The 25313-nt window shown below is 43.7% G+C and carries 17 protein-coding genes and 3 tRNA genes; 7 read left to right on the top strand and 13 right to left on the bottom strand.

From position 1 onward, the window contains the following. Positions 1-3: 3 nt before the first annotated feature. The 7 genes from BDD26_RS08390 to BDD26_RS08360 all read right to left on the bottom strand — a co-directional run bounded on the left by BDD26_RS08390 (position 4) and on the right by BDD26_RS08360 (position 8067). Positions 4-1356, bottom strand: coding sequence for an HlyD family type I secretion periplasmic adaptor subunit (locus BDD26_RS08390; protein ID WP_051502186.1), 1353 nt, complete (start codon positions 1354-1356; stop codon positions 4-6). 93 nt (positions 1357-1449) lie between these two features. Beyond that, a complete protein-coding gene (locus BDD26_RS08385) occupies positions 1450-3153 on the bottom strand; it encodes a type I secretion system permease/ATPase (protein WP_211305513.1) in 1704 nt (567 codons plus the stop codon). A gap of 113 nt (positions 3154-3266) precedes the next feature. Beyond that, positions 3267-3584: an AprI/Inh family metalloprotease inhibitor gene (locus tag BDD26_RS08380; protein ID WP_115827520.1), complete on the bottom strand. Its 318-nt coding sequence runs from the start codon at positions 3582-3584 to the stop codon at positions 3267-3269. A gap of 167 nt (positions 3585-3751) precedes the next feature. Next, complete coding sequence (locus BDD26_RS08375) at positions 3752-5188, bottom strand: serralysin family metalloprotease (protein ID WP_115826237.1); 1437 nt, start codon at positions 5186-5188, stop codon at positions 3752-3754. 456 nt (positions 5189-5644) lie between these two features. After that, positions 5645-6742: a 23S rRNA (cytidine(2498)-2'-O)-methyltransferase RlmM gene (rlmM, locus tag BDD26_RS08370; protein ID WP_115826235.1), complete on the bottom strand. Its 1098-nt coding sequence runs from the start codon at positions 6740-6742 to the stop codon at positions 5645-5647. Then, positions 6735-7130 (bottom strand): DUF423 domain-containing protein, encoded by a 396-nt coding sequence (locus BDD26_RS08365; RefSeq protein WP_038259422.1) that lies wholly within the window; start codon positions 7128-7130, stop codon positions 6735-6737. Before BDD26_RS08365 ends, rlmM begins: the two co-directional genes overlap by 8 nt. Positions 7131-7146: 16 nt before the next feature. Continuing rightward, positions 7147-8067, bottom strand: coding sequence for a transcriptional regulator GcvA (locus tag BDD26_RS08360; RefSeq protein WP_038259423.1), 921 nt, complete (start codon positions 8065-8067; stop codon positions 7147-7149). Between the two features lie 466 nt (positions 8068-8533). Here BDD26_RS08360 and csdA point away from each other — a divergent pair, with 466 nt between their 5' ends. Both csdA and csdE read left to right on the top strand, forming a co-directional pair. Continuing rightward, the gene (gene csdA / locus BDD26_RS08355) at positions 8534-9772 is read left to right on the top strand and encodes a cysteine desulfurase CsdA (protein WP_038259424.1); all 1239 of its coding nucleotides are present in this window, start codon (positions 8534-8536) and stop codon (positions 9770-9772) included. A 7-nt stretch (positions 9773-9779) separates the two neighbouring features. Beyond that, a complete protein-coding gene (csdE, locus tag BDD26_RS08350; protein ID WP_115826233.1) occupies positions 9780-10238 on the top strand; it encodes a cysteine desulfurase sulfur acceptor subunit CsdE in 459 nt (152 codons plus the stop codon). Here the strand turns inward: csdE and tcdA are convergent. Beyond that, on the bottom strand, positions 10235-11047 hold the full coding sequence (gene tcdA, locus BDD26_RS08345; protein WP_115826231.1) for a tRNA cyclic N6-threonylcarbamoyladenosine(37) synthase TcdA: 813 nt from the start codon (positions 11045-11047) through the stop codon (positions 10235-10237). The genes csdE and tcdA overlap by 4 nt on opposite strands. Before the next feature lie 138 nt (positions 11048-11185). Beyond that, positions 11186-12283, bottom strand: a complete 1098-nt coding sequence (gene mltA / locus BDD26_RS08340; protein WP_115826229.1) for a murein transglycosylase A — start codon at positions 12281-12283, stop codon at positions 11186-11188. A 223-nt stretch (positions 12284-12506) separates the two neighbouring features. Here mltA and BDD26_RS08335 point away from each other — a divergent pair. The 4 genes from BDD26_RS08335 (at position 12507) to BDD26_RS08320 (ending at position 13913) form a co-directional block, all read left to right on the top strand. After that, a tRNA-Met gene (locus BDD26_RS08335) sits at positions 12507-12583 on the top strand. A 60-nt stretch (positions 12584-12643) separates the two neighbouring features. Beyond that, positions 12644-12720, top strand: a tRNA-Met gene (locus BDD26_RS08330). A 60-nt stretch (positions 12721-12780) separates the two neighbouring features. Then, positions 12781-12857 (top strand) — tRNA-Met (locus tag BDD26_RS08325). A 306-nt stretch (positions 12858-13163) separates the two neighbouring features. Continuing rightward, on the top strand, positions 13164-13913 hold the full coding sequence (locus tag BDD26_RS08320) for a hypothetical protein (protein ID WP_038259864.1): 750 nt from the start codon (positions 13164-13166) through the stop codon (positions 13911-13913). Positions 13914-13947: 34 nt separating this feature from the next. On the opposite strand, the gene amiC is transcribed toward BDD26_RS08320, so the two are convergent. Beyond that, positions 13948-15195: an N-acetylmuramoyl-L-alanine amidase AmiC gene (gene amiC, locus BDD26_RS08315; protein ID WP_115826227.1), complete on the bottom strand. Its 1248-nt coding sequence runs from the start codon at positions 15193-15195 to the stop codon at positions 13948-13950. 300 nt (positions 15196-15495) lie between these two features. Between amiC and argA the strand changes: the two genes are divergently transcribed. Beyond that, positions 15496-16830 (top strand): amino-acid N-acetyltransferase, encoded by a 1335-nt coding sequence (argA, locus tag BDD26_RS08310; RefSeq protein ID WP_115826225.1) that lies wholly within the window; start codon positions 15496-15498, stop codon positions 16828-16830. Between the two features lie 33 nt (positions 16831-16863). Here the strand turns inward: argA and recD are convergent, their stop codons facing one another. From recD to ptrA, 3 genes are read right to left on the bottom strand one after another with little or no spacing between them, the layout of a single operon-like run. Then, positions 16864-18750 (bottom strand): exodeoxyribonuclease V subunit alpha, encoded by a 1887-nt coding sequence (gene recD / locus BDD26_RS08305; protein WP_211305512.1) that lies wholly within the window; start codon positions 18748-18750, stop codon positions 16864-16866. Between the two features lie 17 nt (positions 18751-18767). Then, positions 18768-22427 (bottom strand): exodeoxyribonuclease V subunit beta, encoded by a 3660-nt coding sequence (gene recB / locus BDD26_RS08300; RefSeq protein WP_115826223.1) that lies wholly within the window; start codon positions 22425-22427, stop codon positions 18768-18770. After that, positions 22424-25309 carry a pitrilysin gene (gene ptrA / locus BDD26_RS08295; protein ID WP_115826221.1) on the bottom strand — a complete coding sequence of 962 codons (2886 nt, stop codon included), beginning with the start codon at positions 25307-25309 and terminating at the stop codon, positions 22424-22426. Before ptrA ends, recB begins: the two co-directional genes overlap by 4 nt. Positions 25310-25313: the final 4 nt, after the last annotated feature.

Here is a 25313-nt window from a genome sequence, read left to right as displayed (position 1 = left end):
CCATTACTCCTCAATCAGTGATGTAGATGCTCTGTCCACCAATGGCTTAAATAAATAGCTCAGCAATGAGCGTGACCCTGTTTTGACAAAAACTTCAACCGGCATACCCGGTTTGATATGTAGATCAGCCAGTTTTTCCATACCTTCTGGCGTAACCCTTACCCGGATTTGGTAATAAGATTCTCTGGTCACATCATCGACTAAACGATCGGCAGAAATGACCAAGAGTTTTCCGGTTACTTTAGGTGTACTGTTCTGGTTCAATGCAGTAAACATCAGATCAACATCCTGCCCGATATCCACTTTATCAATCAGGTGCACCATCAAACGTGCCTCAACTTCCAGCGCACTCTGATCAGGCAGGATTTCCATCAGTTTCTCCCCCGATGCCACAACGCCTCCCTGAGTAAACACTTTCAACCCCACAACGGTTCCCTCAACAGGTGCCGTAATAGAAGTGTGGGATAGATCAAACTGCGCTGTTTCCAGTTTATTTTTCAGTTCATTGGCCTGAACCTGAATATCTGCAAGCTGGCTGCGGACTTCACGCTGATAATCTGCCTGCCGTTGAATCATGCGCTGATGCGTTTCCTGTTGCTGCTTCTCAAGCTGTCCAATTCGCCCGGCCATCTCAGCCATACTGCCACTTAACTCAATTTGGTTACGTTGCAATTCCAGATAACGGTTACGGGGAAAATAGCCTTCTTCCGTCAACGGACTCAGATTAGTAATTTGCTCTTTAAGCGAGGCCTGCTGGCGCTGTTTATTTGCCATTGCTTCCCGCAGCCCTTTGATCTGGAAAATTAAGCCTTCCTCTGCCTGCTGTATTCCCGCCAGATCACTTCTCAACATTTCCCGGCGTGACATGAAAAGCTGTTTCTGCAACGCCAGGATATTGTCAAACCGTGGTTCTGAGCGCTGAGCCAGTAGGTCAGGTAGAAAAACCAGCGTATCCAACCCCTGTTGTTCCGCCAGTAATCGCGCCTCAGTTGCCAATGTGGTATGTAACTGTTGCGTCAGAGAATCAATCTGGGCATTGACTTGAACCTGACTGAGCTGAACCAATACCTGGCCTGCACTGACATGCTCTCCTTCTGTCACCAGAATCTGCCTGATGATGCCATTAGTCGGGGACTGCACCGTTTTACGATTACCATCCACCACGACAATGCCAGAAGAGGCAACCCCTTTATCAAGCGGGGCAAATGCCGCCCAGATGAAAAATCCCAGTATGCCAATGCCGATAATCAACCAGCCTAGCCACAAATAGCGATTCGCATCCAGTGGTAATAATCCTGGCTTATCATTTTGTGCACTCTTTATGTCGGTCTGAACAACTTTGGTCTGATAGGACATCTTTACTCCCGGACAAGTTTTTCCTGGCCAGCGGCTAATACTATGTTGAAACCATACTGAAACTGTATTAAGGCTATGAAAAATGATGGCAGGTCATGATGCAGTACGCTCAGCAGCCTTTGACTGTGCTAATGCCGCCATAACTTGCTGAGATGGGCCAAACAGTTTCATTTTTCCCTGTACTAGCAATAAAATCTTATTTGTTTGCGAGAGCAATGCCGGACGGTGAGTAATTACCACAACTGTCTTTCCCTGCTCCCGTAATTCTCCAATCGCACCGCTCAGTGCTTTTTCACCAATATCATCCAGATTGGAATTAGGTTCATCCAGCACAACTAACGATGGATTACCGTACAATGCCCGTGCCAACCCAATCCTCTGTTTTTGTCCACCAGACAACCCCATCCCTCCCGCACCAATGACGGTGTCATAGCCTTGTTCAAGGTTAAGTACCAGATCATGTACGCCTGCTTTCTGCGCCGCTTCAATGACTTTTTCCGGATCAAGATCATTAAAACGTGCGATATTCTCCGCAATTGTCCCGGCAAACAGTTCGATATCCTGCGGTAAATAACCGATGAAAGCGCCCAGTTCATCTTTGTTCCATCGGTAAATATCTGCACCATCAAGTCTCACCACTCCCTCCTGAGCTGGCCAGACTCCCACCAACAAACGGGCCAGAGTGGATTTTCCTGATGCACTGGGGCCAATCACTCCCAGAACATCCCCGGCTTCCAGAGAAAAATTGATGTCCTGCAAAACCTGCTTATTCTTTTCAATTGGTTGAGCTGTTTTCGTTTTACCGGGAGGAGTGGCAAACACTTTCTCTAACAACAATGCTCCTTTAGGTACGGGTAATGTCATACCACTTTCACGCTCTGGCTGTGCTTGCAGTAATTTATCCAGTCGCTGCCATGATAAACGGGCAGAACTCCAGCTTTTCCATGCCTGGATGAGTTGTTCAATCGGAGATAATGCCCGTCCCATCAGAATTGAGCCAGCAATCATCATACCCGGTGTGATATTACCTTCAATTGCCAGCCATCCTCCGAGGCCAAGAATTAATGACTGCAAAGCCATACGTACTGTTTTAGTGATTGCGGTAATGGATACCGCCCGTTCACTGGCAATGCGCTGGAAATTGAGAAAACGCTCATGCAGACCAAACCAACGCCGACGTAATACAGTCAACATGCCCAATGCTTCAATGACTTCGGCATTTCGTAAGTTGGTACTGGCAAGGTTAGCGGAACGTAAAGAGAGCTTATTAGCTTCCGCCAGCGGAGACTGAGATAACCATTGATTTAATACCGCCAATGCTATCAAAATCAGTGCCCCAATCAGCGCCAACAACCCTAAATACGGGCTGAACAGAAAAATGACACCGAGGTAAACAGGAAACCAAGGGGCATCAAAAAAGGCAAATAATGCACTGCCCGTCAGAAATTGACGAATTGTTGATAAATCATTCAGCATCTGCCCCGCATCCGTAGAACCATTTTTCAGATTGGATTCATATGATGCAGTATAAACACGTTGGTTCAGGCACATATCAAACTGGCTGCCGACCCGGATCACTACCATACTTCGGATATATTCCAGCCCACCGATGATGGCATACATACCAAGCGTAATCAGCGTCAACATCAGCAAAGTCATCTCGTTACCGGATGGCAGCACCCGATCATATATCTGAAGCATATAAATGGAGGGAACCAGCATCAGTAAGTTAATAAATGCTGTAAATAAACCAATCGTCCAGAATACTTTGCTGCGTGCACGGATAACATCCGTCATTTCATCTTTTGGCTGGCGTAATTTCACAGAAATCCCTTCATTATCAGAAGCAAAATAGTTTAATTATGCTCTTATCTTTATATTATTTTTTAATATCGCTTTCTTGATCATAGTTACATCTTTTTCTTGAGTGTCATGACAAGTTCCCTGCCATCAACAAGGTATGCCACCCATTGCTCAGATTCCTGACCAAAAAAGGCCTGACTGTTACCATCAGCATCTGTCAAAGTGATGCCATCAGGCGCTGGTCGCCAGCCTGAAACGGTATTTCCTATCAGTTTTGTCAGACAAGCATCACTTTTCAGCGCCCAGATAGAACCTTCTGGCAAACGTGTATCCGTGAGTTCAATGCTGCACACCTGATGTTTATCCGATATCTGCCATAATCCTGTCAGTTCAGTCGGTTCAGGGAGATTCAAACTACTGGCCATACATCCTCCAATCAAAAACAAAGATAACATTATTGATAAAGTGCAAGATTTCAACAAAGCAAACAACGCATTGAAGGAAACTAAATGTCGTTGTAACATTGCCCCTCCTATAAAAAGGCTGCCGCCTGAACAACAGGCAGCAGTTTGTTTTATTAAAATAAATGTTACTAAACAATGAAATCAGCTTCAGGCGATGGCTGACCAATAATTTTCACCAGAAAATCATTGCCAGCTAATTCTCCTCCAAGACTGATAGACATATCCGTTGTATCTGTTGATTCGTCATAATCCAGTAAAACTTCACCTGCTTTACCTGAGAATGAATCAACAAATTTAAGATCCCCCTTGCCCCCGAAGTTAAATTGAGACAAGTCGATTTTGTCTTCGCCAGACACAAAATCATGGATCCAGTCCGGATTGTCTTTTAGGGATTCTTTGCCATCCAGATAAACAAACGTATCCTTGCCTGCTCCACCCCAAAGATGATCACCGCCTAAACCGCCATAAATGACATCATTTCCGGCTCCTCCTTTCAGGGTATTGTCTGCACTGTTACCAACAATGATATCGTCACCGCTGCCGCCAATCGCATTTTCAATGACTACACCACGCGCAATGGAAACGTTACCTTTCAAGCCGCCTACATCAGAGAAAGCGCCTTCATTCAGGTTAATGCGCTGATTTTGGGTAAAACCGGAGAAATCAAATGTATCTTCCCCACCCGCATCCCAGACACTGAATATCAGTTTGCTATCAGCATCTGTTGCTGTCATAAAATCACGGTCAGTATTGGAATTAAAACCATATACTGTGTCATCTTTACGAGTTTCAGTATTAGCACCATATAAAGTCTGAATGGCAGAGATATCATTCAACAAAGGCGCTGATGAGAAATTTCCTTTGAAATCCTGCCCTGTGTATTTCTCGTTGAAATAACTCATCACAGTATAAGCACGGCTATCTTCGAAATATTCACCGACAGTGATATAACTTGGTCTTAAGACATCGGAAGCGTCATATTCAGCAGGATGTTCCAGACCCAGAGTATGCCCTATTTCATGAACAAACGTCTGCCGTCCATAACCATTCACACCAATATCATTTTCTTCGAAAGTTTCGTCTTTAGCATGATACCAAGAGTACGTTGTTTTTTGTCCTCTCGGCAAAGTTGCAAATGCATAATCATCAGTTTCACTATAATCAAAAAAACCAAAAGTAATATTGGCATCGGAACGTGAACTGACTTCAGTAAATTTTATATTAGCAACGTCAGACCAAGACTGTAACGAAAGTTTTGCAGCTTCTTTTTGTTCCTCATTAAAAGCACTGAAACCTGCAATACCAAATTTCGACATGATTAAAGCAGGTGCAGTTTTTAAGAAATGATAGGACAATTGCAGCGTGCCAGAAGGCCCGATTTTACTATCCTGCCAATGAAATTCAGTCCGCAAAAGTTCATCTGGGGCTTTATTCCCCAAAGGCTTATGCATGACACGAATATTCATATCCGAGTTTGGAACGTAGGCTGAGAGTAGTGCTTTCACATCCTGAACAGAGTTAGAATCAGATAACCCCGTATAGGTATATTTTTTCTTTGAGGTCATGTAAATCTCCTGTAAAAAAGACTCATAATCTCAGACCCGATATATCAGCTATAACGGGTTCTTGAGTTTTTTTATTCTTCCTAAGCAAGGTATTAGAAATAACACCCTTGAATAAAATAGCGCCAGTTTTTGACCATGTAAAAATGATTAAGATATCATTTTAAAAAATACATTAAACAAAATTAATTTATATGTCTAATTATTAATTTTTGATTAAACGTTTGCGTTAACAAAAAAATATATTTTCTTAACAATACACAAATTAATTCCTGCCAAATTGAAATTAATTCAAATAAAGAATTATCTATAAGTTAATACATCTAATTGGTTTTATTTTAATAAAAGAAAAAATAAATAAATGTCCCGGTTACGCAAGAAATTCGATAACCGGGATATTTTCAGATTGCTTTAAGCAACAACGGCAGGAAAAATAAAGAAGGGGATATCAAACAATAATCAGTAATCACGGTTCATTGCATAAACAGACCAGATACGTTGAACGTGTACTGTGATCTCTTCACGGTCGTGATACAAATGTTTCGCCTGAATTTTGGCATTAACTCCATTTTCTTTCAATTGCTGTTCAATTTTTTGTAAAATATTAGCAACTTCCTCGTAACGTTTTTTCATCGGCAACTTGAGATTGAAAATAGCTTCCCGGCACCAGCTTTTAACCAGCCAATCCGTCATAAGCTTGGCAACTTTAGCCGGCTTCTCAACCATATCGCACACTAACCAATAAATATTTTTTACTGGTGGTTCAAACTTAAAACCATCTACACGATGATGCTTCACCTGGCCGGTATCCATCAGGCTATCAGCCATTGGCCCATTATCTACCGCATGAACGATCATACTGCGCTTCACTAGCTGGTAAGTCCATCCACCCGGACAAGCACCCAGGTCTACAGCATGCAGACCACTATCGAGACGCTCTTCCCATTCGTCATAAGGAATGAAGATATGAAAAGCTTCTTCCAGCTTCAGTGTCGAACGGCTCGGAGCATCTGATGGGAATTTCAGACGCGGGATCCCCATGTAAAAACGGGAATTATTATTACTGTAGGAATACCCTACATAGCAGCATCCGGGGGCAATAAAAAACACGTGAACCACTGGGCGGGTATAGTTTTCCTTAACCAGCAGGATCTTTTCCTGCCGCATCGCATTACGCAAAGGAACTGTAAACTTGCGACAGAATTTCATCAGCTCCTTGCTTTCATTGGTATCCGGCACTTCCACACGCAGTTCACCGGCGCGCTCAATAACGCCGCTCAGCATCCCAATGATCGGTGTAATACGATCCTCCTGCGGTAAATCTTTCAACAGCTCACCGACAATCAACATTTGGCGGGCAAAAATCAATTCACGGAATGGAATTTCACGAATAAGACGGTCAGCAGCATCATACTGATAACACTCAAACAGCACATAACCACTGTTTTCTTTCACACGAGCGAAACCGTAAATTTCTTTCTTACTCGCTTTATCTGTAATTTCTGCCGCACACTCTTTCTCAAACCCAGGGCGGCAATACAAAGCAACTTTATTCATGGCTAGGCGCCGATTTCCTTAGACGCAAAGCGCCAATTAATACACACAACCAACCGATGAGGAAACTCAACCCACCGATAGGTGTCAGATAAACCAAAAATTTTAGCGGTAAAAAGGCCAGACAATAAAGGCTGCCACTAAACAGTACGATCCCCACAGCAAAAAATATTCCTGCCCGGCTGAATTGCACCGATGGCTGCCATGTCAATACAGCCACCAGTGCCATCATCGCCAGTGTATGTAATCCTTGATATTGCAGGCCAGTCTGAATCCATTCCATTTGCTGTGGCTGCAATACCGATGCCAGAAGATGGGCACCTATTGCACCAAAGGCCACGTAGAAGAAACCGCTGATCCCGGAAAAAATAAGCATCGCACGACTGTTCATCGCTCTGCACCTGCTCTCATTCGTTAGTAATAAAGCCTAATCTTTCCTGCTCACTTGCAGCCTGTGCAAGGATCCATTTACGGAAAGCCGCAATCTTGCCCAATTCTGCCTGATTATCATGGCAAACTAAATAAAATGCATTCTTACTGACCAGGACATCATTGAACGGACACACAAGACGACCTGCATCAATTTCATTCTGTGCCATCACATTATTTGCAAGTGCTATGCCCTGCCCATGTACCGCAGCCTGAATGACCATTGCACTATGGCTGAATATCGGCCCTTGTTGCACATTGATCAACTGCTGTATATCAAGTTGGCGAACATAAGCTTGCCAGTCCCGTCTGGAAGAATCATGCAATAAAGTGTGGTTGGCGAGATCCGCCGGTGTTTTCAGTGGGCGCTCCCCCATTAACAAAGAAGGAGAACATACAGGCAGCAAATATTCAGGATAAAGACGGTCTGTCCGCAATCCCGGCCAGTTACCCCGACCATAAAAAATCGCCACATCAACATCATCTGCCAGCTTATCTTCTTCCCGATCCACAGCCTGAATTCTGACGTCAATACCCGGAAAACTCTGGTTAAAACCAGAAAGCCGCGGCACTAACCATTGAATCGCAAAGCTAGGGGATAAACTTACCGTCAATGCTCCCTTGGCACTACGTGCCTGAAGTTTTCGGGTAGCTTCATTGATAGCAGTGAAGATTTCTTTAATATCCAGATAGTAACTTTGCCCATCTTCCGTCAGCAACAAAGAACGGTTACGACGACGAAACAGCTTCAGTCCCAAAAAATCCTCCAGACTTTTCATCTGGTGGCTAACCGCAGCTTGAGTGACAAATAATTCTTCTGCCGCTTTAGTAAAACTTAAATGACGAGCAGCAGCATCAAAAACTCGTAACGCATTGAGTGGTGGCAAACGTTTGGACATGTTGGTTTCTTATATGATAGTTACGATACCGGTAACTCTTTTCGCCCAGGTATTAGTTTTTATAATCCGAATCATTATAATTTTTCCATTGATGATATACCAGCAAATCCCTATAGTGTGCGCACTTCCTAAGCCGGAACGAAAAGTAGCTCTGTCGCGAGGCAAATTTGGAATGATACAAATTTGTAAAAGCACATAGGTACTTTTGGCTTTGTGGTTGTGATGTTGTGTTTGCAAGTTGTCTGGGAAACCAGACTTTGTAGCATATGCTATTGTTTTTTTTCACTTCCTGTACATTTACCCTGTCTGTCCATAGTGATTTTTTAATGCACCGCAATTGCGGTGCTTTTTTTCTCTGCTTTGCTGTAAAATCCTTCAAACTTGATTAAAGAAAAATTTATTCTTTTATACCTTCTGGATTGTAGAACGAAAGGTATACGATATAGCATTCAAATTAACATCATTTATGAAAGCCTTTGATTCAGAAAAATTTCGCCGACAATTTCCTGCTTTACAGCCATCCTCTGAGTATCCAAAACCTACTGTGTTTCTGGATAGCGCAGCGACTTCTCTCAAACCCACATGTATGATTGAGGCGACTCAACGTTATTACCAGAATCACAGTGCAACTGTTCATCGCAGTCAACACGCGACTGCACAAGCAATGACCGCACGTTATGAACAAGCACGTTCTTTAGTCGCTGAATTGCTCAATGCACCGCAACCTGAAAATATTATCTGGACAAAAGGCACCAGCGAAGCCATTAATCTGGTTGCACAAGGGTATTTTCGTTCCCGCTTATCTGCTGATGATGAAATTATCGTCAGTGAACAAGAGCATCACTCTAATCTGCTACCGTGGCTGATTCTGGCAGAACAAACCGGTGCTAAGATCGTTAAATGGCCGATTGGAAAACGATGTCAACAAAAACAGTATCAGCCAGAAATTGCAACGCTGGCAGAACTGCTCAATGAAAAAAGCCGATTGGTTGCTATCAGCCAAATGTCAAATGTGACCGGAGCTACTGTTGATTTAACACAAATCACAGCTCTCACCCATCAATATAACTGTCTGGTACTGGTCGATGGTGCTCAAGGCATTGTTCACGCTCCCGCCGATGTACAACAGTTAGATATCGATTTTTATGCTTTCTCTGCACATAAGCTTTATGGGCCTAATGGGTTAGGAGTATTGTATGGAAAAGGATCACTGCTGGATGCTATGTCTGCGTGGCAAGGGGGCGGAAAAATGCTGACTCAGGTCTCCTTCGACAATTTTACACCAGAAGCAGTACCTTATCGTTTTGAAGCCGGAACACCGAACGTTGCTGGAGTCATCGGGTTTGCTGCTACATTGGAATGGTTAAAAACACTCGATATTTCACTTGCCGAGTCCTATGCTGTTGCCCTGACAAATTATGCTGAGCAGCAACTCAGCGCGATACCGGGTTTTATCAGTTATCGTGCACCAGAAGCCAGCCTATTGGCCTTCAACTTTGCAGGCATACATCATAATGATCTGGCAATGCTGATCGCTGAACAGAATATTTCCCTGCGTTCAGGGCAGCACTGTGCTCAACCTCTGCTTGATGCTTTGGGGATCAACGGTTGCCTGCGTGCTTCTTTTATGCCTTATAACACCCAACAAGATGCAGATAAATTAGTCAGTGCAATAAAATTTGCCCTGTCACTGCTTGAGGAATAAATCACCAATGACATCACTGCCAATTCCTATCCTTGCCCCACATCCATTTGGCACAGAAATTACGGAGCAACAACTGATTGAAAAGTTTGAGCAATGCCGGTTGTGGGAAGATCGCTATCGGCAACTCATTGGGCTTGCTAAAAAGCTACCGAACCTGCCCGATGAGTTAAAACAACAGCAGATTGAGATTTACGGCTGTGAAAACCGGGTTTGGTTAGGGCATCAATTGCTTGCTGAAAATCGCCTGCACTTTTATGGTGACAGCGAAGGGCGCATCGTGAAAGGCTTATTAGCATTTGTCCTGACCACAGTAGAAGGAAAAACAGCGGAACAGGTTTTACAAACGCCATTAACCGAGTTGTTTCAGCAAGCTGGTCTCGAACAACAATTAAGTGGATCGAGGCTCAACGGTGTAAAATCCTTGATTAATGCGGTGCAGGAAATTGCCCGCTCGTACCAAAACTAAAGACGATTTTCCCGCTCCGCTTTAGCCACCATCTTTTTCAATGCGTGAGATACAGCAACAAATCCAAAAGTCGCCGTAACCATTGTTGCGGCACCAAAACCAGAGGCACAATCCATCCGTTTTGAACCATCAGCCGTACTTTTGGCCGCACAAACTGTACCATCAGATTGTGGATACACCAGTTGTTCCGTTGAGAAAACACAGTCAATGCCCAATTTTCCTTTACCGTTCTTCACGACCCGATAATCAGATTTCAGGCGTTCTTTCAATTTGGCGGCTAAAGGATCCTGCACTGTTTTGGCTAAATCCACGACCTGAATCTGGGTCGGATCAAGCTGCCCACCCGCACCACCCGTTGTTACCACAGGGATCTTATAACGGCGGCAATAAGCCAGCAGAGCTGCTTTCGGGCGAACACTGTCAATGGCATCAATAACATAATCAAAATCAGCAGAGATCAATTCAGCGACATTATCGGGAGTAACAAAATCATCAATGCAAGTGACCTGACATTCAGGATTAATCGCCCGTATCCGCTCCGCTATCACTTCCGTTTTTGGGGATCCCACATTCTGCACTAATGTATGTAGTTGACGATTGGTATTGGTAATGCAGACATCATCCATATCAATCAGCGTAATCGCCCCAATACCCGTGCGGGCTAACGCTTCCGCTGCCCATGAACCGACACCACCGATACCAACCACACAAATATGTGAACGGGCGAATAATGAAAGCACTTTCTGGCCATATAATCGTGCAGTACCAGCAAAACGCTGAAGATAAGCATCAGAGAGAGAAACTTGCATCAATAATAAATCCTGAATAAAACCTATGCTATCAAATACACTTTATTTTCCGTGCCGCCTCTTTGATTTACTGGCGGCAATTCCGCACGAAAATATCAGGCAGAGATAAGTCATCGATTGTTTAAACTGAGCAGGATCTTACTGGTTTGCCGCCAAAAAGCCAGATAATGCTTTCTTCAATATCCAAACACGTCCATAGTGGTTATAAAAACCAGCCATTTCTCCGGCACGGCTGCCAACACCATGATAAATATCGAAATGAGGTCCTTTGATTGCTCCACCGACATCCAGTGCCACCATCAGGCGCATTCGGTACTGTCCGGTAAACTTGCCGAGGTTATCCAATACTGGTACTTCCGCCAGCAACACCGTTCCGGGAGGAACTAATGTCTTATCCGATGCTACCGAAGCTTTTGCGACTAAAGGCACTGCACTGGCTCCCCGCACTGCGGTATAAGGTTCAGGTTTAAAAAATACGAAAGAAGGATTCTGTTCCAGAACTTGCCGAACTTCAGATTCATTATGCTTTTCAGCCCACTGCCGAATAGCTCTCAACGATATTTCTTCCCTGGGAATTTTTCCACTATCGATTAACACCTTACCTATGCTGCGATAAACATGACCATTCTTTCCACCGTAACCAAAAAAGGTTAATGGATTGTTGTCACCAAAATCCACATAACCACTCCCTTGTACTTCCATCAAAAAATTATCTATCAGAGAGTTGCTGTAGCCAATGATCCACCTTTTATCGAGAACCCCATTATATATAGCCGCACGCTCCGGCAAAGGGGAATACCGTTTATCTGGCATTTGGTACAGAGGATATCTAAATTCACCTTGTTTAATATGGCGAGCTTGCAATATAGGGGTATAGTAGCCGGTAAATTTAACGTTACCATAGTTATCTTCACCTTCCATCTGGTAAGCGAGCAAACCAAACTGGGCTAAACTGCGAATATTTCCACCATACTGCATCCAGTTTTCGATGGCATTAAAGGTAGCACGTTGATTGGCATACAATTGGGGAGCAGACTCGCTGATTAATTTGACCTGAGTGATAAAATCTCCGGCATTGACGGGAGAACCTTGTGCGTTTGGCGTATTAACAAGCCGGAAGTCCTGGGTAAAGTGACCATCTTTATACTGCTGGCCTTGCTCCGTCGGACGCAAATGACAAGCAGATAGCAGAGAAACAACAACGCTACATAAAAGATATTTGCCCCAAAGTTTCATATTATGCTTTATCTCCTGCCATTCCGTTCCGACAGCGAACAATATCAAACCCCAATAAATAATAAAATGTAGTTAGAAAAAAATAGATTACTCTGCTTAAATCACAAGAGAACAAAAATAAAACAACAAGCTTTATTTTTAAGCAAAAACAAACAAAACTGGTAAATATCAACAAAAAAGCTTGCAACGGAATCGATCCAGAGTATAGTGTGCCGACATCGGACGCGGGGTGGAGCAGCCTGGTAGCTCGTCGGGCTCATAACCCGAAGGTCGTCGGTTCAAATCCGGCCCCCGCAACCAATTCAGTATCGCTTTTATCGATGCTGTTTTTATAGATATAAAATAGCATTTGCAGACGGACGCGGGGTGGAGCAGCCTGGTAGCTCGTCGGGCTCATAACCCGAAGGTCGTCGGTTCAAATCCGGCCCCCGCAACCAATTCGATATCGTTTTTATCGATGCTGTTTTTATAGATATAACGTAGCATTTGCAGACGGACGCGGGGTGGAGCAGCCTGGTAGCTCGTCGGGCTCATAACCCGAAGGTCGTCGGTTCAAATCCGGCCCCCGCAACCAATTTCCTCATCAAGATATCATCTATTCTTAGTCTTCCTAACTGGTTACCAACTTGTAGATATTTCTGCTTAATTATTTTCCTGCCTGATAGATACCACAGCGGCTATTGCTGGCTATTGCTTTATGAAAGCAGAAGTATAGATGATGTAACAATAACCTAAAAAAAACATTACCAAATATTACATTTTTTGTAAAAAATATCACTATGGGTAAAATAAATGAAATAAAAATACAAATCAAATACACTTATTTGATAAACGGGAGCTAAAATGACTCATCCAGAAGATTTTTAAATAAGGACGAAATATGCCATTTCGACCTCCTTTTAGAACAGAATTTTTTAGAGGTGATTTAGTCTATGGTTTAGCTGAGCACAGATGTCAATATATTGACAATCATCCTCAGTTTGCCGTTGCTAAAGTTCACATTGATAAAAAACTTTATCCTCCAAGAGTAATTGATCAATATTTAACTCCTACTGATCGAGATATAATACGTACATTTTTGACAGATTATATTGATAGAAATAATAGAAATGATTGGCAAAACCTTGATGAAAAAACTGAAGCTGAAAACATTGTGCAAGATTATCGCAATTTTTGTAAGTACACTAAATCCAGGACATACAGAAAATATGAAAATAACTTTTTTGATCATTTGAAGAAACATAATAAATATCATACTGTAATTGAACATTGTTCTGATGGGACTAATGAGGATGATCTTTTAACTATAGGGAGAAAATGTAAAGGAGGATTATCATGGATAAGCATGAGCAATAGTAAGTTAACCCATAATATACATATCCACTTTATACTTGATGGTATAAATATGGATACTATAGTTTATAAACGCGATAAAAATATCACTGGAAAAGAATTAAGATGGCTTTTCAGACACAGAGAATATCCTGAGGTCGCTGCAAAAATACAATTTTGGCTGGATGATCGTCCCACTTCTCCGCCCTGGACAGGATTAGGATCAAATCTATGGACGAATTATGTATCCCACGATGACTACTCTGAAATATTTTCCAAGTTATTTAATACCCGATAATGTTCTCTCTATTTTATTTTTTGGGGCGGATATTTTACCGCCGTGCTAATTCTGCCCCACTTTTAAAATAGGCTTTAATACCGGCAAAAATAGATTCAGCTACTTGCTGCTGGAATTTCGCAGTACGTAGTTTTCGTTCTTCTTCCAAATTACTGATGAATGCAGTTTCAACCAGAATAGAAGGAATATCCGGTGCTTTTAATACGGCAAACCCCGCCTGATCAACACTGTTCTTATGCAATTTATTCACTTTACCCATTCGTTTGAGCACTTCATCCCCAAATTTCAGGCTGTCATTAATCGTCGCAGTCTGAACCAGATCCAGCATGGTGTGATCCAAATATTTATCACCGCTTTTACTCACCCCACCAATCAAATCAGCCTCATTCTGCGTTTGGGCCAGAAAACGAGCAGCATTACTGGTTGCCCCTTTCGTTGACAAAGCAAATACGGAAGATCCTCTAGCTGCACGATTAGTAAAGGCATCAGCATGGATGGAAATAAACAGATCCGCCTGCATTTTACGTGCTTTTGCTACCCTGACTGTCAGCGGAATAAAAATATCCTCATTACGGGTCATATACACTTTCATCCCCGGCTGACGTTTGATAAGGGCTTGCAGACGACGGGCAATCTGTAAAACAACATCTTTCTCACGGGTTTTGTATTTCCCGATAGCGCCAGGATCTTCACCACCATGACCGGGATCAAGCATAATCACAATTGGTCTGTTCTTTCCGGCCTTGCCTGTTTTTTTCCTCTCTGTCGGTGGCATATGCTTTTCCAGATTTCCGCTGTTGTACTCTTCAAGCAGTGCCAGCAAAGGATCATCATTGACTTTCGCTACCTTTGGATAGAAATCTAACACCAAACGATGCTTAAATTTCGCAATAGGCGGCAAAGTAAAAATATGGGGCGCAACCAGCTGCTTAATTTCAAACACCAAACGCACAGTTTTAGGATCAAATTGCCCGGCTCGTATCAGTTTCAGATAAGGATCACGCTGCTGAACCTGCGATCCCATACTACTCAGGACACTATTGAGCTGAATACCCTGCAAATCAATAACAATCCGGTTAGGATTTGAAAGTGAAAATTGGCGGTATTTAAGCGGAATATTAGACTCCAGCGTCACCCTGGTATAACTTGATGCAGGCCAAATACGCACAGCAATCACTTGTGACGTTGCTGCATAGCCTATCGGGCTAATACTTAACAACCAAAGAGCTGCTGCTCCTTTCAGCAAACGGCGACGTGAAGAATTATGGTCTGAATGACTCATTATTTATTCCATTTAAAAACAACCGGGCAGTAATTTTATCTAAGAGACAGTTAGGTGGAAGACTCTAATTAATTATAAAAGGACTGTCATCAAAAAAAAGCATTTTCTTCTATCTAAACATCTGTACTCTATGAATTTCAAGATACAGCGTAGCCAACAAAGCTGCGACCTGATAGATAACAAACATAAATATCAATACAAATAATAGCTTTGTTTTTATCCATATTCCCCCTTGCCATTTCCCTTTTAAAGAATAAAAATATAAAAAATACGAATAAAAATGCAATTGAGGGAAATATCATGAAAGAACGCCGTACCGAATTGGTCGAAATTTTCCGGCATTCGGTTCCATATATTAATGCACATCGTAACAAGACTTTTGTCATTATGTTGGTTGGTGAAGCTATCGCCCATGAAAACTTCCCGAATATCGTTAATGATATCGGTTTATTGCACAGCCTCGGCATTCGTTTGGTTGTTGTGTACGGTGCTCGGCCACAAATCGATCAAAACCTCACTCAGCATCACTATCAACCGATTTATCATAAATGCACTCGGGTCACTGATGTTAAAACGCTGGATTTTATCAAACAGGCTGCTGGCGTGTTACAACTTGATATTACAGCCCGACTTTCCATGAGCCTCAGTAATACGCCATTGCAAGGTGCCCATATTAACGTGGTCAGCGGTAACTTTATCATCGCTCAGCCTTTAGGGATCGATGATGGTATTGATTATTACCACAGTGGCAAAATTCGCCGGATTGACGATGAAGCCATAAATCAGCAGTTAAATAACCATTCCATTGTATTAATCGGGCCCGTTGCTGTTTCCGTTACCGGCGAAAGTTTCAACCTGACGACCGAAGAAATTGCCTCACAACTGGCGATTAAATTAAAAGCCGAAAAACTGATTGGATTCTGTTCATCACAAGGTATCACCGATCCCGAAGGGAATACCTTGTCAGAAATTCGCCCTAATGAGGGGGAAATACTGTTAAATAAACTGGAGAGCTCCGGGGATTACTCCTCCGGGACAGTACGTTTTTTACGTGGCGCCATTAAAGCCTGCCGTCGTGGAGTTCGGCGCAGTCATTTGATCAGTTTTCAGGAAAATGGTTCACTAATCCAGGAGTTATTCACCCGCGAAGGTATCGGAACCCAAATTGTTATGGAACGCTCAGAGCAGATCCGACGCGCCAATATCAACGACATCGGAGGCATTCTCGAATTGATCCGTCCACTGGAACAGCAAGGAACTCTGGTTCGCCGCTCACGGGAACAACTGGAAATGGAGATCGATAAGTTTACTCTGATAGAACTCGATAATGTCACTATCGCCTGTGCTGCCCTGTACTCTTATTCTGCGGAAAAAATCGGTGAAATGGCCTGTGTTGCCGTACATCCTGATTACCAAAATTCTTCACGTGGCGAGGTATTATTAGGCGCTATTATTAATCAGGCCAAACAAATCGGGCTGGAAAGATTATTTGTCCTTACAACTCAAAGTATTCACTGGTTTCAGGAAAAAGGTTTTGAACCCGCAGAAATTACTATGTTACCAGTAGAAAAACAGGCGCTGTACAATTACCAGCGCCGTTCCAAAATTTTGATGTTGGATCTGAAAAAGCATTGACATAACTGCACCCACATATATACCCAATGGATTTCAAGTTGCGTCACGGCAGCAAAGGAACGAATCTACTAACCCACTCCGCCTTTGAGTGGGTGTCGCAACAGCCTTGGACAAAACCACCTTGTGTGCATATAACGTCAATTTCTTACGGGCACGGGTTAAAGCCGTATAAACCAGCTCCCGACTAACAACAGGTGAAAACTGGGTCGGCAATACTAATGCAGTATGCTCAAACTCAGAACCTTGTGATTTGTGCACTGTCATTACATAAGCCGTTTCATGCAAGGGCAAACGGCTTGGCTGAAAAGATTTTATCTGCCCGTCAGATAACTGGAAATAGGCTTTCAACTCATGATTCTGATCCTTAAGCATAATACCGATATCACCATTAAACAGCCCCAATGTACTGTCATTACGCAAGATCATGATCGGCCGTCCGGCGTAGCCCCGATTCTCCATAAACTGATTTCCCGTATATTTGGGTAAAGCAATCATTCCCTTGCGATGCAGCAATTGTTCCACTCGCTGATTCAATCCACTGACACCAAACGGCCCTTCTCTTAAAGCACATAACAATCTGAAGCGGTTAAATTCGGCCAGGATGGCCTTTTCAGACGCCTTTTTATCCACCAGCGCCAAATAACGGTAATAACCTTCTGTGGTTTCAATCAACAAACGCTGATAGTCTTCATCCTCTGCAAGGGGATTAAAATCCACATCAGGCAGAGATTGCCTTAATACAGCAGCAACACGCTTACTATCTCCCTGATTGACTGCTGAAGCTAGTTGCCCGATACCAGAGGCAGCATTAAAACGATAGCTTTTACGCAGCAAACATAAACAATCCCGCACTGCCAGAGTTATATCTTTTGGCTCAGACACCGAATATGACACTAACTGACAACCCGTTAACTTCGTCAATTGTTTTGCGCGATCGATACTGTATCCTTGTTCAGCAAAACGACAGATATCTCCCAATACTGCTCCCGCTTCTACAGAAGCCAACTGATCCTTATCGCCCAGGAAAATCACTTTTGCTTTTGCTGGCAAGGCATCAATCAAACGCGCCATCATTGATAAATCCACCATGGAGGCTTCATCAATAATCAGGATATCAAGGGTAAGCAGATTATCACGGTGGTAACGGAGTTTTTGGCTTTCAGGCTGTGCTCCCAGCAAGCGATGGATGGTTTGTGCCTGCTCAGGGATATTCCGCCGCTGTTCATCTGTCAAAGCAAGTTTGTTGACAGCCTCACCAAGCGATTCAGTCAATCTGGCAGCCGCCTTCCCTGTAGGAGCCGCCAGTTGAATACTCAATGGCTTTCCTTCATTCAATTTAATTAATGCAGCCAGCAACTTCGCTACTGTCGTCGTTTTTCCGGTTCCCGGCCCACCAGAGATAACAGAAATACGACTGGTGACAGCAACTGCTGCTGCCACTTTCTGCCAATCGATTTCACTTTCAACAACACCAAAAAGCTCATCTAAAATGTTCCGTAGCTGTATTTCATCAATATCATCAGCCAATGCCACATCAGCAAAAAACGCGGCTATCCGACGTTCACTTTGCCACATCCGCTGCAAGTAAAGGCTATAACCAGAAAGTATTATCGGTGTGGGAGATTGCCCATCGCCTATTGCCGGACATGCCTGCAAGGCAGCAATCATTTGTTGTTGATTGGGTTCTCCTACGAAAGTCCACAGTAATGCCACTAACTCAGGGTGTCGCCCTTCAAATAAATGTTCAGGTGAGATCCTGTTCAAAGGCAAGCAAACATGACCAGCCCCCGTTTCTGCACTCAAATAGGCTGTGATCAGCAATAACAATGGATTTTCATCTTTAATCATCGCATAGGCAAACTGCACATCTAACGGACGCAGCAATTTTTGGGCAACAGCTTGCTGCAATAGTGGCATTATTCCGTTCATAACTGCTCTCATGCACTTTGCTCCTCATCAGTTGCACAGTCATCGTTTATACAGTCAACAGTACAATCGACGGTACTAAAGAGCGCATCCAGTGCATCAACAAATTCAACGGGTGGCAAATAGCGATAAATACCATGTCCGGGATTATTGTTATCAATGCCACGCAGAAACAAATATATCACCCCGCCAAAATGCTGCCGATAATCATAGTCTGCCAACCGATGGCGTAAATAACGGTGCAGTGCCAGCGTATAGAGTTGATATTGCAAATCATACCGATGCTCTATCATGGCTGAGGCCATAACTTTCTGAGTGTATGATTCACTGCTCTCTCCCAACCAGTTCGATTTGTAATCCACCACGTAAAACTTATCCTGCCAGCAAAACACTAAATCAATAAACCCTTTCAACATGCCTTTGACTTGGTGGAAGGACAAAGGATCGCACTGTGCTGACAAGGGATCATAACGATGAGTCAAGGCATCCAGTGCGTTGGCACGCAGTAAATTATCAACTGGCAGATAAAACTGCATTTCGTTTTGTCGGTGATAATGTGGAATATCAGCAAGCCGCATCCCCTGTTCATTTAACTCTGCGGTCTGGATATCTGTCATCCATTGCTGCAATACTGATGCCCAGCTCTCATCAAAACCTGCGGTTGCCAGCTTTTCCGCCAACCAAATCTGATCCGGCAGGGAACTGAAATCCAGATCTTCCAGAACTGAATGCAAGAACGTTCCGGCTGATGCTCCGCGCGGAAAAGTATGCGGTGTCATCAGTAATGATGGTTCAACTTGTTTTTCACCACGGACGTCAATATCAAGTTTCGGGGCAATGGATTGGACAATCACTTCTGCTGATTCGCCAAACACACTGGCATGAGCCTGAGAGCTGATGCCATTATGGGAAATCGAACTCTGTAAGCCGGAATAACTGGTCACCCGCCAGTCATCCCGAATGGAACGCCGGAATTTTCTGGCAACCAGCAATAGCATATCTTCACTTTTGGGTTCCCATCTTTCATCCCCGATGTCCTTTGTCGGTATCACCTGAATATTGTCATCTTTGAGTTCATTTAAGCTGCGTTCCAGTAACTCTGCATCACCTTTCTGCCCTTTTTGCACCAAATAACCGAGGGCGGAAAGATGTAAATCCGTATCCCCGGTTTTTTTCTTATTACCCTGAATCAATGGCGCAATACCGACACTACAGTGATACACCGCCCGCGTTAAGGCCACATAGAGCAGACGCAAATCTTCCGCCAACCGTTCTTCATCGGCTAATGCCAGCTTTTCACTATCCTCAAAGATACTGAAATGGGTTTCAAAATTCTGACGATCGTGATAAATGGCCCGTTCCTGTTTTTTGAAGCTGCAAATAAAAGGCAGCCAGACTAAAGGGTACTCCAGCCCCTTTGATTTGTGGATGGTACAAATCTGAACCAGATGTTTATCACTTTCCAGACGCATTTGCTGACTTTCCAGCTGTGGATCAGGACGGGAAATCTGTTGTGCCAGCCAGCGAACCACTGAATGTTCGCTATCCAATTGCAACGATTCTTCCTGCAACAGTTCACTGATGTGCATAATATCAGTCAGACGACGCTCACCGTCATATCCTGCCAACAGATTCTCTGCAATCCGGTATTTTCCCATGACCGCCCGTAACATCGGCAAAACACCACGTGAGCGCCACAACCGGGCATAACCGTCAAACTCATCCACCAGCTTATCCCATGCCGTTTCATCATGGTTTAGCTGATCAATCTGCCGGGCACTTAAACCAAATAAACTACTGGCTAATGCACTTCTGAGTACACGTTCCTTTTCTGGTGATAACACCGCTTGCAAAAGCCAGAGCAAGTCCTTAGCTTCCGGTGTATCAAATACATTCTCACGATTGGAAAGGAAGACAGACGGGATCTGTAATTCATTCAACTCATCACGGATCAGTGCGGCTTCACGGCGATTACGCACCAGTACCGTAATATCTGCCGCTGTAACAGGCCGATTTTTTTCGCCCCGCTGCAACAACGCACTCCCTTCCTGCCCTGCCAGTAACCAATCTCTGATTTGGGCAGCACACAATCGTGCCATGCCCTGTTCGTAATCCCTTTTTGAAACACCCTCTCCAGACTGGAACCAGAACTGCAAGGCTGTTTGCTCCTGCTCATGGATCAAGAATTTCAGGTTGTGATTTTTCTCTGCTGAGTTGACCTGAATAAACGGAATTTGGTCAAACAGAAACGGACGGTCTGTATGGGAAAACAACTTATTGACCGCTTGTACCATCGGAGCGGAAGAACGCCAGTTAGTTTCCAGCGTGTAATGCGCACTCACTTGGGCACGCGCCTGAATGTAGGTGAAAATATCCGCCCCGCGGAACGCATAAATTGCTTGTTTGGGGTCACCAATGAACAACAAACCATTTTCCGCTTGATGACGATATATGGCCTGAAAAATTCGGTATTGCTGCGGGTCAGTGTCCTGAAACTCATCGATCATCGCAACGGGGTAACGTTGCCGGATGGTTTCCGCCAGTTTTTCTCCACCTTCACGTTTCAAAGCAATATCCAATCGCGTCAGCAAGTCGTCAAAGCCCATATGCCCACGCATCAGTTTTTCCTGATTGATGGACTGGCGGATTTCAACAATCGCTTTGGAGATGATAATGTCCCGTAAGGTCAGTGGTTGCTGATATAAATCATCAATAGCAATAAATATAGGATGTCGGGGAACTTCACCCTTTTTGGTTTTTTCTTCCAGTCTTGACTGGCAAAATTTATCCAAGTCTTTAGGAAGCTGATAATCTCTGGTTTGCGATTTAGCCCACTCAGAAACACTATTCAGCCAATTAGGTAAATTCTTCTTACTGTAACTACGCTTATCCACCCCAGAGTTATCAATCAGCGCTTGTAAATCCTGTACAACCTCATTCCACTGCTGTTTGACCCTGTCGATCAAAGCAATGATCTTTTCATGGCGGCTGACTAAGGTTTCATCACCATCCGGCGCGTTAACGATAAAAGGAATATCCCCTCGCAGATGATCGGATATATCTTCCAACAAGGCTTCTGGCCCACTCCATTCCTGACTGATCACCGTCGCCATTGATAACGATAACGGGTAACAGTGACGCCGCCAGAAATCAGCGCAACCTTGCTTTCGAAGTGGGTATTCATCCTGAATCAACGTTTGCTCAAACAGAATGCCGGATTCAAATGCATTGTGCACCAACATACGCTGGCAGAAGCCATGAATGGTGTAAATTGCCGCTTCGTCCATTTGACGTTCAGCAGCCAGTAACCAATCCGCCGCACTTTGCCGATCGGGGATCTCTGCCAGCAATTGCTGATAAGCCGGATCATTCACCGAGTTATCCTGCCGAATGCACGCCAGTCGCAACTGGTGGATATTTTCACGAATACGCCCGCGCAATTCATCCGTCGCTGCCTCGGTAAATGTTACAACCAAGATCTCTTCAACACTAAGCGGACGGGAAAAGGCGGCATTGCCGCCTAATCCGAGTAACAAACGCAGGTAGAGTAAACCTATCGTATAGGTTTTTCCCGTACCTGCTGAAGCCTCAATCAGCCGCTGACCATGCAGCGGCAATGTTAACGGGTTAAGTTTATGAGACGTTATGTTACGGGGTATTTCTGTGCTCACTGAGCATTCACCTTAACCGGTAATTGTTTCTGGAAAGCGGATACATTCGGGTAAGTCTTCCAGCCTTTCAACTCTGCATATTGATGAAGCGAGCCTTTCTTCCCTGTAATTTGTGAAATCAGTGCTAAACCCTGACGCTTCATGACTGCTTTATCATAAAATTCAATCAATTGTGCTTTCGTCACTTTTTCAAGGGAGGCAATCACTTTCTCTCTTGAATCAAACTTGAAGTTATTACGACCAAAATCACTGCCGTAACGGGATGCTTCCGCAGAAAACGTTTGTGGTGGCTGACGCATCTCTGTCAACAATGCTGCTTTATACTGGTTAAAATCTGCATCAGACATTGTCTGCAATTTTTTCTCAGCTTGCTGATAGAAACTCTGGTAACGCTGGTGCAGATAATCTGGCTGTTTGCTGTTACTCTGCAACAAGAAGCCAAGCCCCCATTGTTCACCTACTCTTGTATTGAAGGCGAAAACAGCATAGCCCAATTGTTCTGTTGTTCTTAATTGATCATAAAACCAAGGCGATAAAATGCTACTTAGCAGATTAGAATAGACATATCCGTTAATGCGATCATATCCCGTCGGGATGTAGACTTCCGCCAGTGCATTATCAGTGCTGCTGGCTGTGCCTTCAAAATTAACGGCATAATTACGCTTCAATTCGATATTTTCGCCACTCCACCATACAGTACCCTGGTTGGCAAACTGCTTATGTGCAGATGTAACAATATCAATACCCTGTTTTTCGGTTAAATTACCGAAGACTATCGCCTGTAAAGCAGAGCTTTGGATCATCTTCTGACGGTATTTAACAATATCATCAACGTTGATGCTATCCAGTGCTTTTAAGCGTTCAGCCTGCTCAATATAAGGAACATTAGACAAATAAGAAATCGGCTGCATTGCCATTTCATAGGCTTTGCCTTCATTGGAGATTTCCAATTGGTTACGATACCAGGACTTCGCTTGTCCCAGTTCAGTCAAGGTTGGTGTAAATGCCATATACTGGCTGATAGCAGAAGTTAACAATTCAGGTAAATGTTGAGTATAACCATATACCCCGATTTGCAACCCATCCGCATATCCAGTTGTAACCGCCAGACCTCCGACTAATGCCTGATAACCAAGCTGATCCAGTGCCAGAGAAGACAAATAAGACAACAGAGCGTAAGTCACCTGTTCTTTGGCGCTCTTCATACCATCAGCATTACGCAGATCCAATGCGATACTTGCCTTAGGTTCATCGGCAAAATATTGGCTTGGCATATACAGCAGACGCACATTCGGCTGTTCCAGGATCATTTTAGGATGTTTCTGGCTGCCAGATGTCTTAATCAGGGACAAATTATCAGGAATGTAAGGGTTTAATTCTGGTAAAGAGAATGAAATCTCTTTCTCCAGTTTTTGCCACTCCGCACGCTGCTGTTGAGTGATTTTATTTACCTGATAAGGCGCCTGAACAAAATAAGCCTCTTTGTTATGTGGCTCTTTCGGACTGATAAACCAGATGCGGGCATTCTCAGGTGTCAATTGCGCCAAACGGCTGGCAATAGCCTGAGGGTTGTATTCATCCGCAAGATAGCCAGCATCCAGCACATGAGAAACAGGCACATGTAGCATGGCATTAGCTAACGATTCAATATAGCTCATATTCCGTACGATTGAGGCATACTGGAATGACAAATTGAATACTTTGGTCATTTCATCAAAATAGCTCTTTTGAATACCTTTTTGCTTCAGCAGGTTAATATAAGAAAAGATAGCAGCAATAACCTGATCACGCTGTTCAAGCCCTTTGTCTGTCAATGTGACATAAATACCAAATGAACCAGAATTACCATCTGTTTTCGGGCTGGCACTGGCACTGATCCCTTCGGCCAGTCCCTTTTTCAGTAACCAGTCAGACAGAGTATTCGCACTGCGATTACCAATCAGATAGCCAATATAGGCATCAGTTTTACTGCGAAAATCTGCGCTGTTGTCAGCAATACTGAACTCCAGTTGCAACGATTTATAAGGTTTAGATGGCACATAGTGGATAATGATATCTTTTTCTTTATCTGTTATCGCCGGAACTGTGATGGCAGAGACTGAAGCATGTCGATTCGGAATACGACCAAAGGTATCTACTGCAATCTGAGCCAGTTTTTCTATCGGCTGATTGCCATACAGGACGCCTTTCATCAAATTAGCAGAGTAATAACGCTGATAAAAGTCAACCAGTGCAGTCTGTAACTTACTGTCTGGTTTATCTTTCAGGGTTTCCAGATTTCCCCCCGCAAAACGGGAATTCGGATGAACCGGATTCAAGGTTTCCGAACGGATCTGCCAGATGCGATGCCCTTCTCCGGCACGAGCAATTGTCATCTCGTTATCAATCGCATTACGCTCACGATCAGCATTTACAGGATCCAGCAAAGGTTCCGCAAGCGCATCAGAGAGACGATCGGTCGCTTCTGTCAAAGATCCATTCTCCACCTCCAGATAAAAGGCTGTACGGTTGGCTGAGGTGCTGGCATTGCGGCTTCCCCCGTGTTTCTGCAAAAACTCAGCAAAACTGCCAGGCTGAGGGTATCGTTTAGACCCCATCAACACCATATGTTCTAAATAATGCGCCAGTCCAAGCTGATTAGCCGGATTCTGCATATGACCAACGGGGATTGCCACAGCAGCCAATGATTTAACCGCTTTTTCATCTGAAACCAGCAGAACTGTCATGCCATTTTTCAGTTGGATAGCTTTATACTCACGAAAATCACGTTCACTTTTATGAATTGTTTCCGGTAACGGTTGCCAAGGCGATTCGGCATATGTTGTTATTCCCCAGAAAAATGAAAAAAGCATCATCATGATGCGAATAACATATTTAGGCATGACC

The sequence above is a fragment of the Xenorhabdus cabanillasii genome (assembly GCF_003386665.1).
In the GTDB taxonomy this organism is placed as follows: domain Bacteria; phylum Pseudomonadota; class Gammaproteobacteria; order Enterobacterales; family Enterobacteriaceae; genus Xenorhabdus; species Xenorhabdus cabanillasii.
Note: the sequence above shows the minus strand (reverse complement) of the source record. Positions and strands in the feature narration are given on the sequence as shown.

Excerpts from the sequence above, each read along its gene's own strand:
- mltA (WP_115826229.1), bottom strand. The coding sequence starts at position 12,283 with ATGAAACTTTGGGGCAAATATCTTTTATGTAGCGTTGTTGTTTCTCTG.
- BDD26_RS08375 (WP_115826237.1), bottom strand. The coding sequence starts at position 5,188 with ATGACCTCAAAGAAAAAATATACCTATACGGGGTTATCTGATTCTAAC.
- tcdA (WP_115826231.1), bottom strand. The coding sequence starts at position 11,047 with ATGCAAGTTTCTCTCTCTGATGCTTATCTTCAGCGTTTTGCTGGTACT.
- BDD26_RS08385 (WP_211305513.1), bottom strand. The coding sequence starts at position 3,153 with ATGACGGATGTTATCCGTGCACGCAGCAAAGTATTCTGGACGATTGGT.
- BDD26_RS08390 (WP_051502186.1), bottom strand. The coding sequence starts at position 1,356 with ATGTCCTATCAGACCAAAGTTGTTCAGACCGACATAAAGAGTGCACAA.
- csdA (WP_038259424.1), top strand. The coding sequence starts at position 8,534 with ATGAAAGCCTTTGATTCAGAAAAATTTCGCCGACAATTTCCTGCTTTA.
- ptrA (WP_115826221.1), bottom strand. The coding sequence starts at position 25,309 with ATGCCTAAATATGTTATTCGCATCATGATGATGCTTTTTTCATTTTTC.
- rlmM (WP_115826235.1), bottom strand. The coding sequence starts at position 6,742 with ATGAATAAAGTTGCTTTGTATTGCCGCCCTGGGTTTGAGAAAGAGTGT.
- BDD26_RS08320 (WP_038259864.1), top strand. The coding sequence starts at position 13,164 with ATGCCATTTCGACCTCCTTTTAGAACAGAATTTTTTAGAGGTGATTTA.
- argA (WP_115826225.1), top strand. The coding sequence starts at position 15,496 with ATGAAAGAACGCCGTACCGAATTGGTCGAAATTTTCCGGCATTCGGTT.
- csdE (WP_115826233.1), top strand. The coding sequence starts at position 9,780 with ATGACATCACTGCCAATTCCTATCCTTGCCCCACATCCATTTGGCACA.
- BDD26_RS08365 (WP_038259422.1), bottom strand. The coding sequence starts at position 7,130 with ATGAACAGTCGTGCGATGCTTATTTTTTCCGGGATCAGCGGTTTCTTC.
- amiC (WP_115826227.1), bottom strand. The coding sequence starts at position 15,195 with ATGAGTCATTCAGACCATAATTCTTCACGTCGCCGTTTGCTGAAAGGA.
- BDD26_RS08380 (WP_115827520.1), bottom strand. The coding sequence starts at position 3,584 with ATGGCCAGTAGTTTGAATCTCCCTGAACCGACTGAACTGACAGGATTA.
- BDD26_RS08360 (WP_038259423.1), bottom strand. The coding sequence starts at position 8,067 with ATGTCCAAACGTTTGCCACCACTCAATGCGTTACGAGTTTTTGATGCT.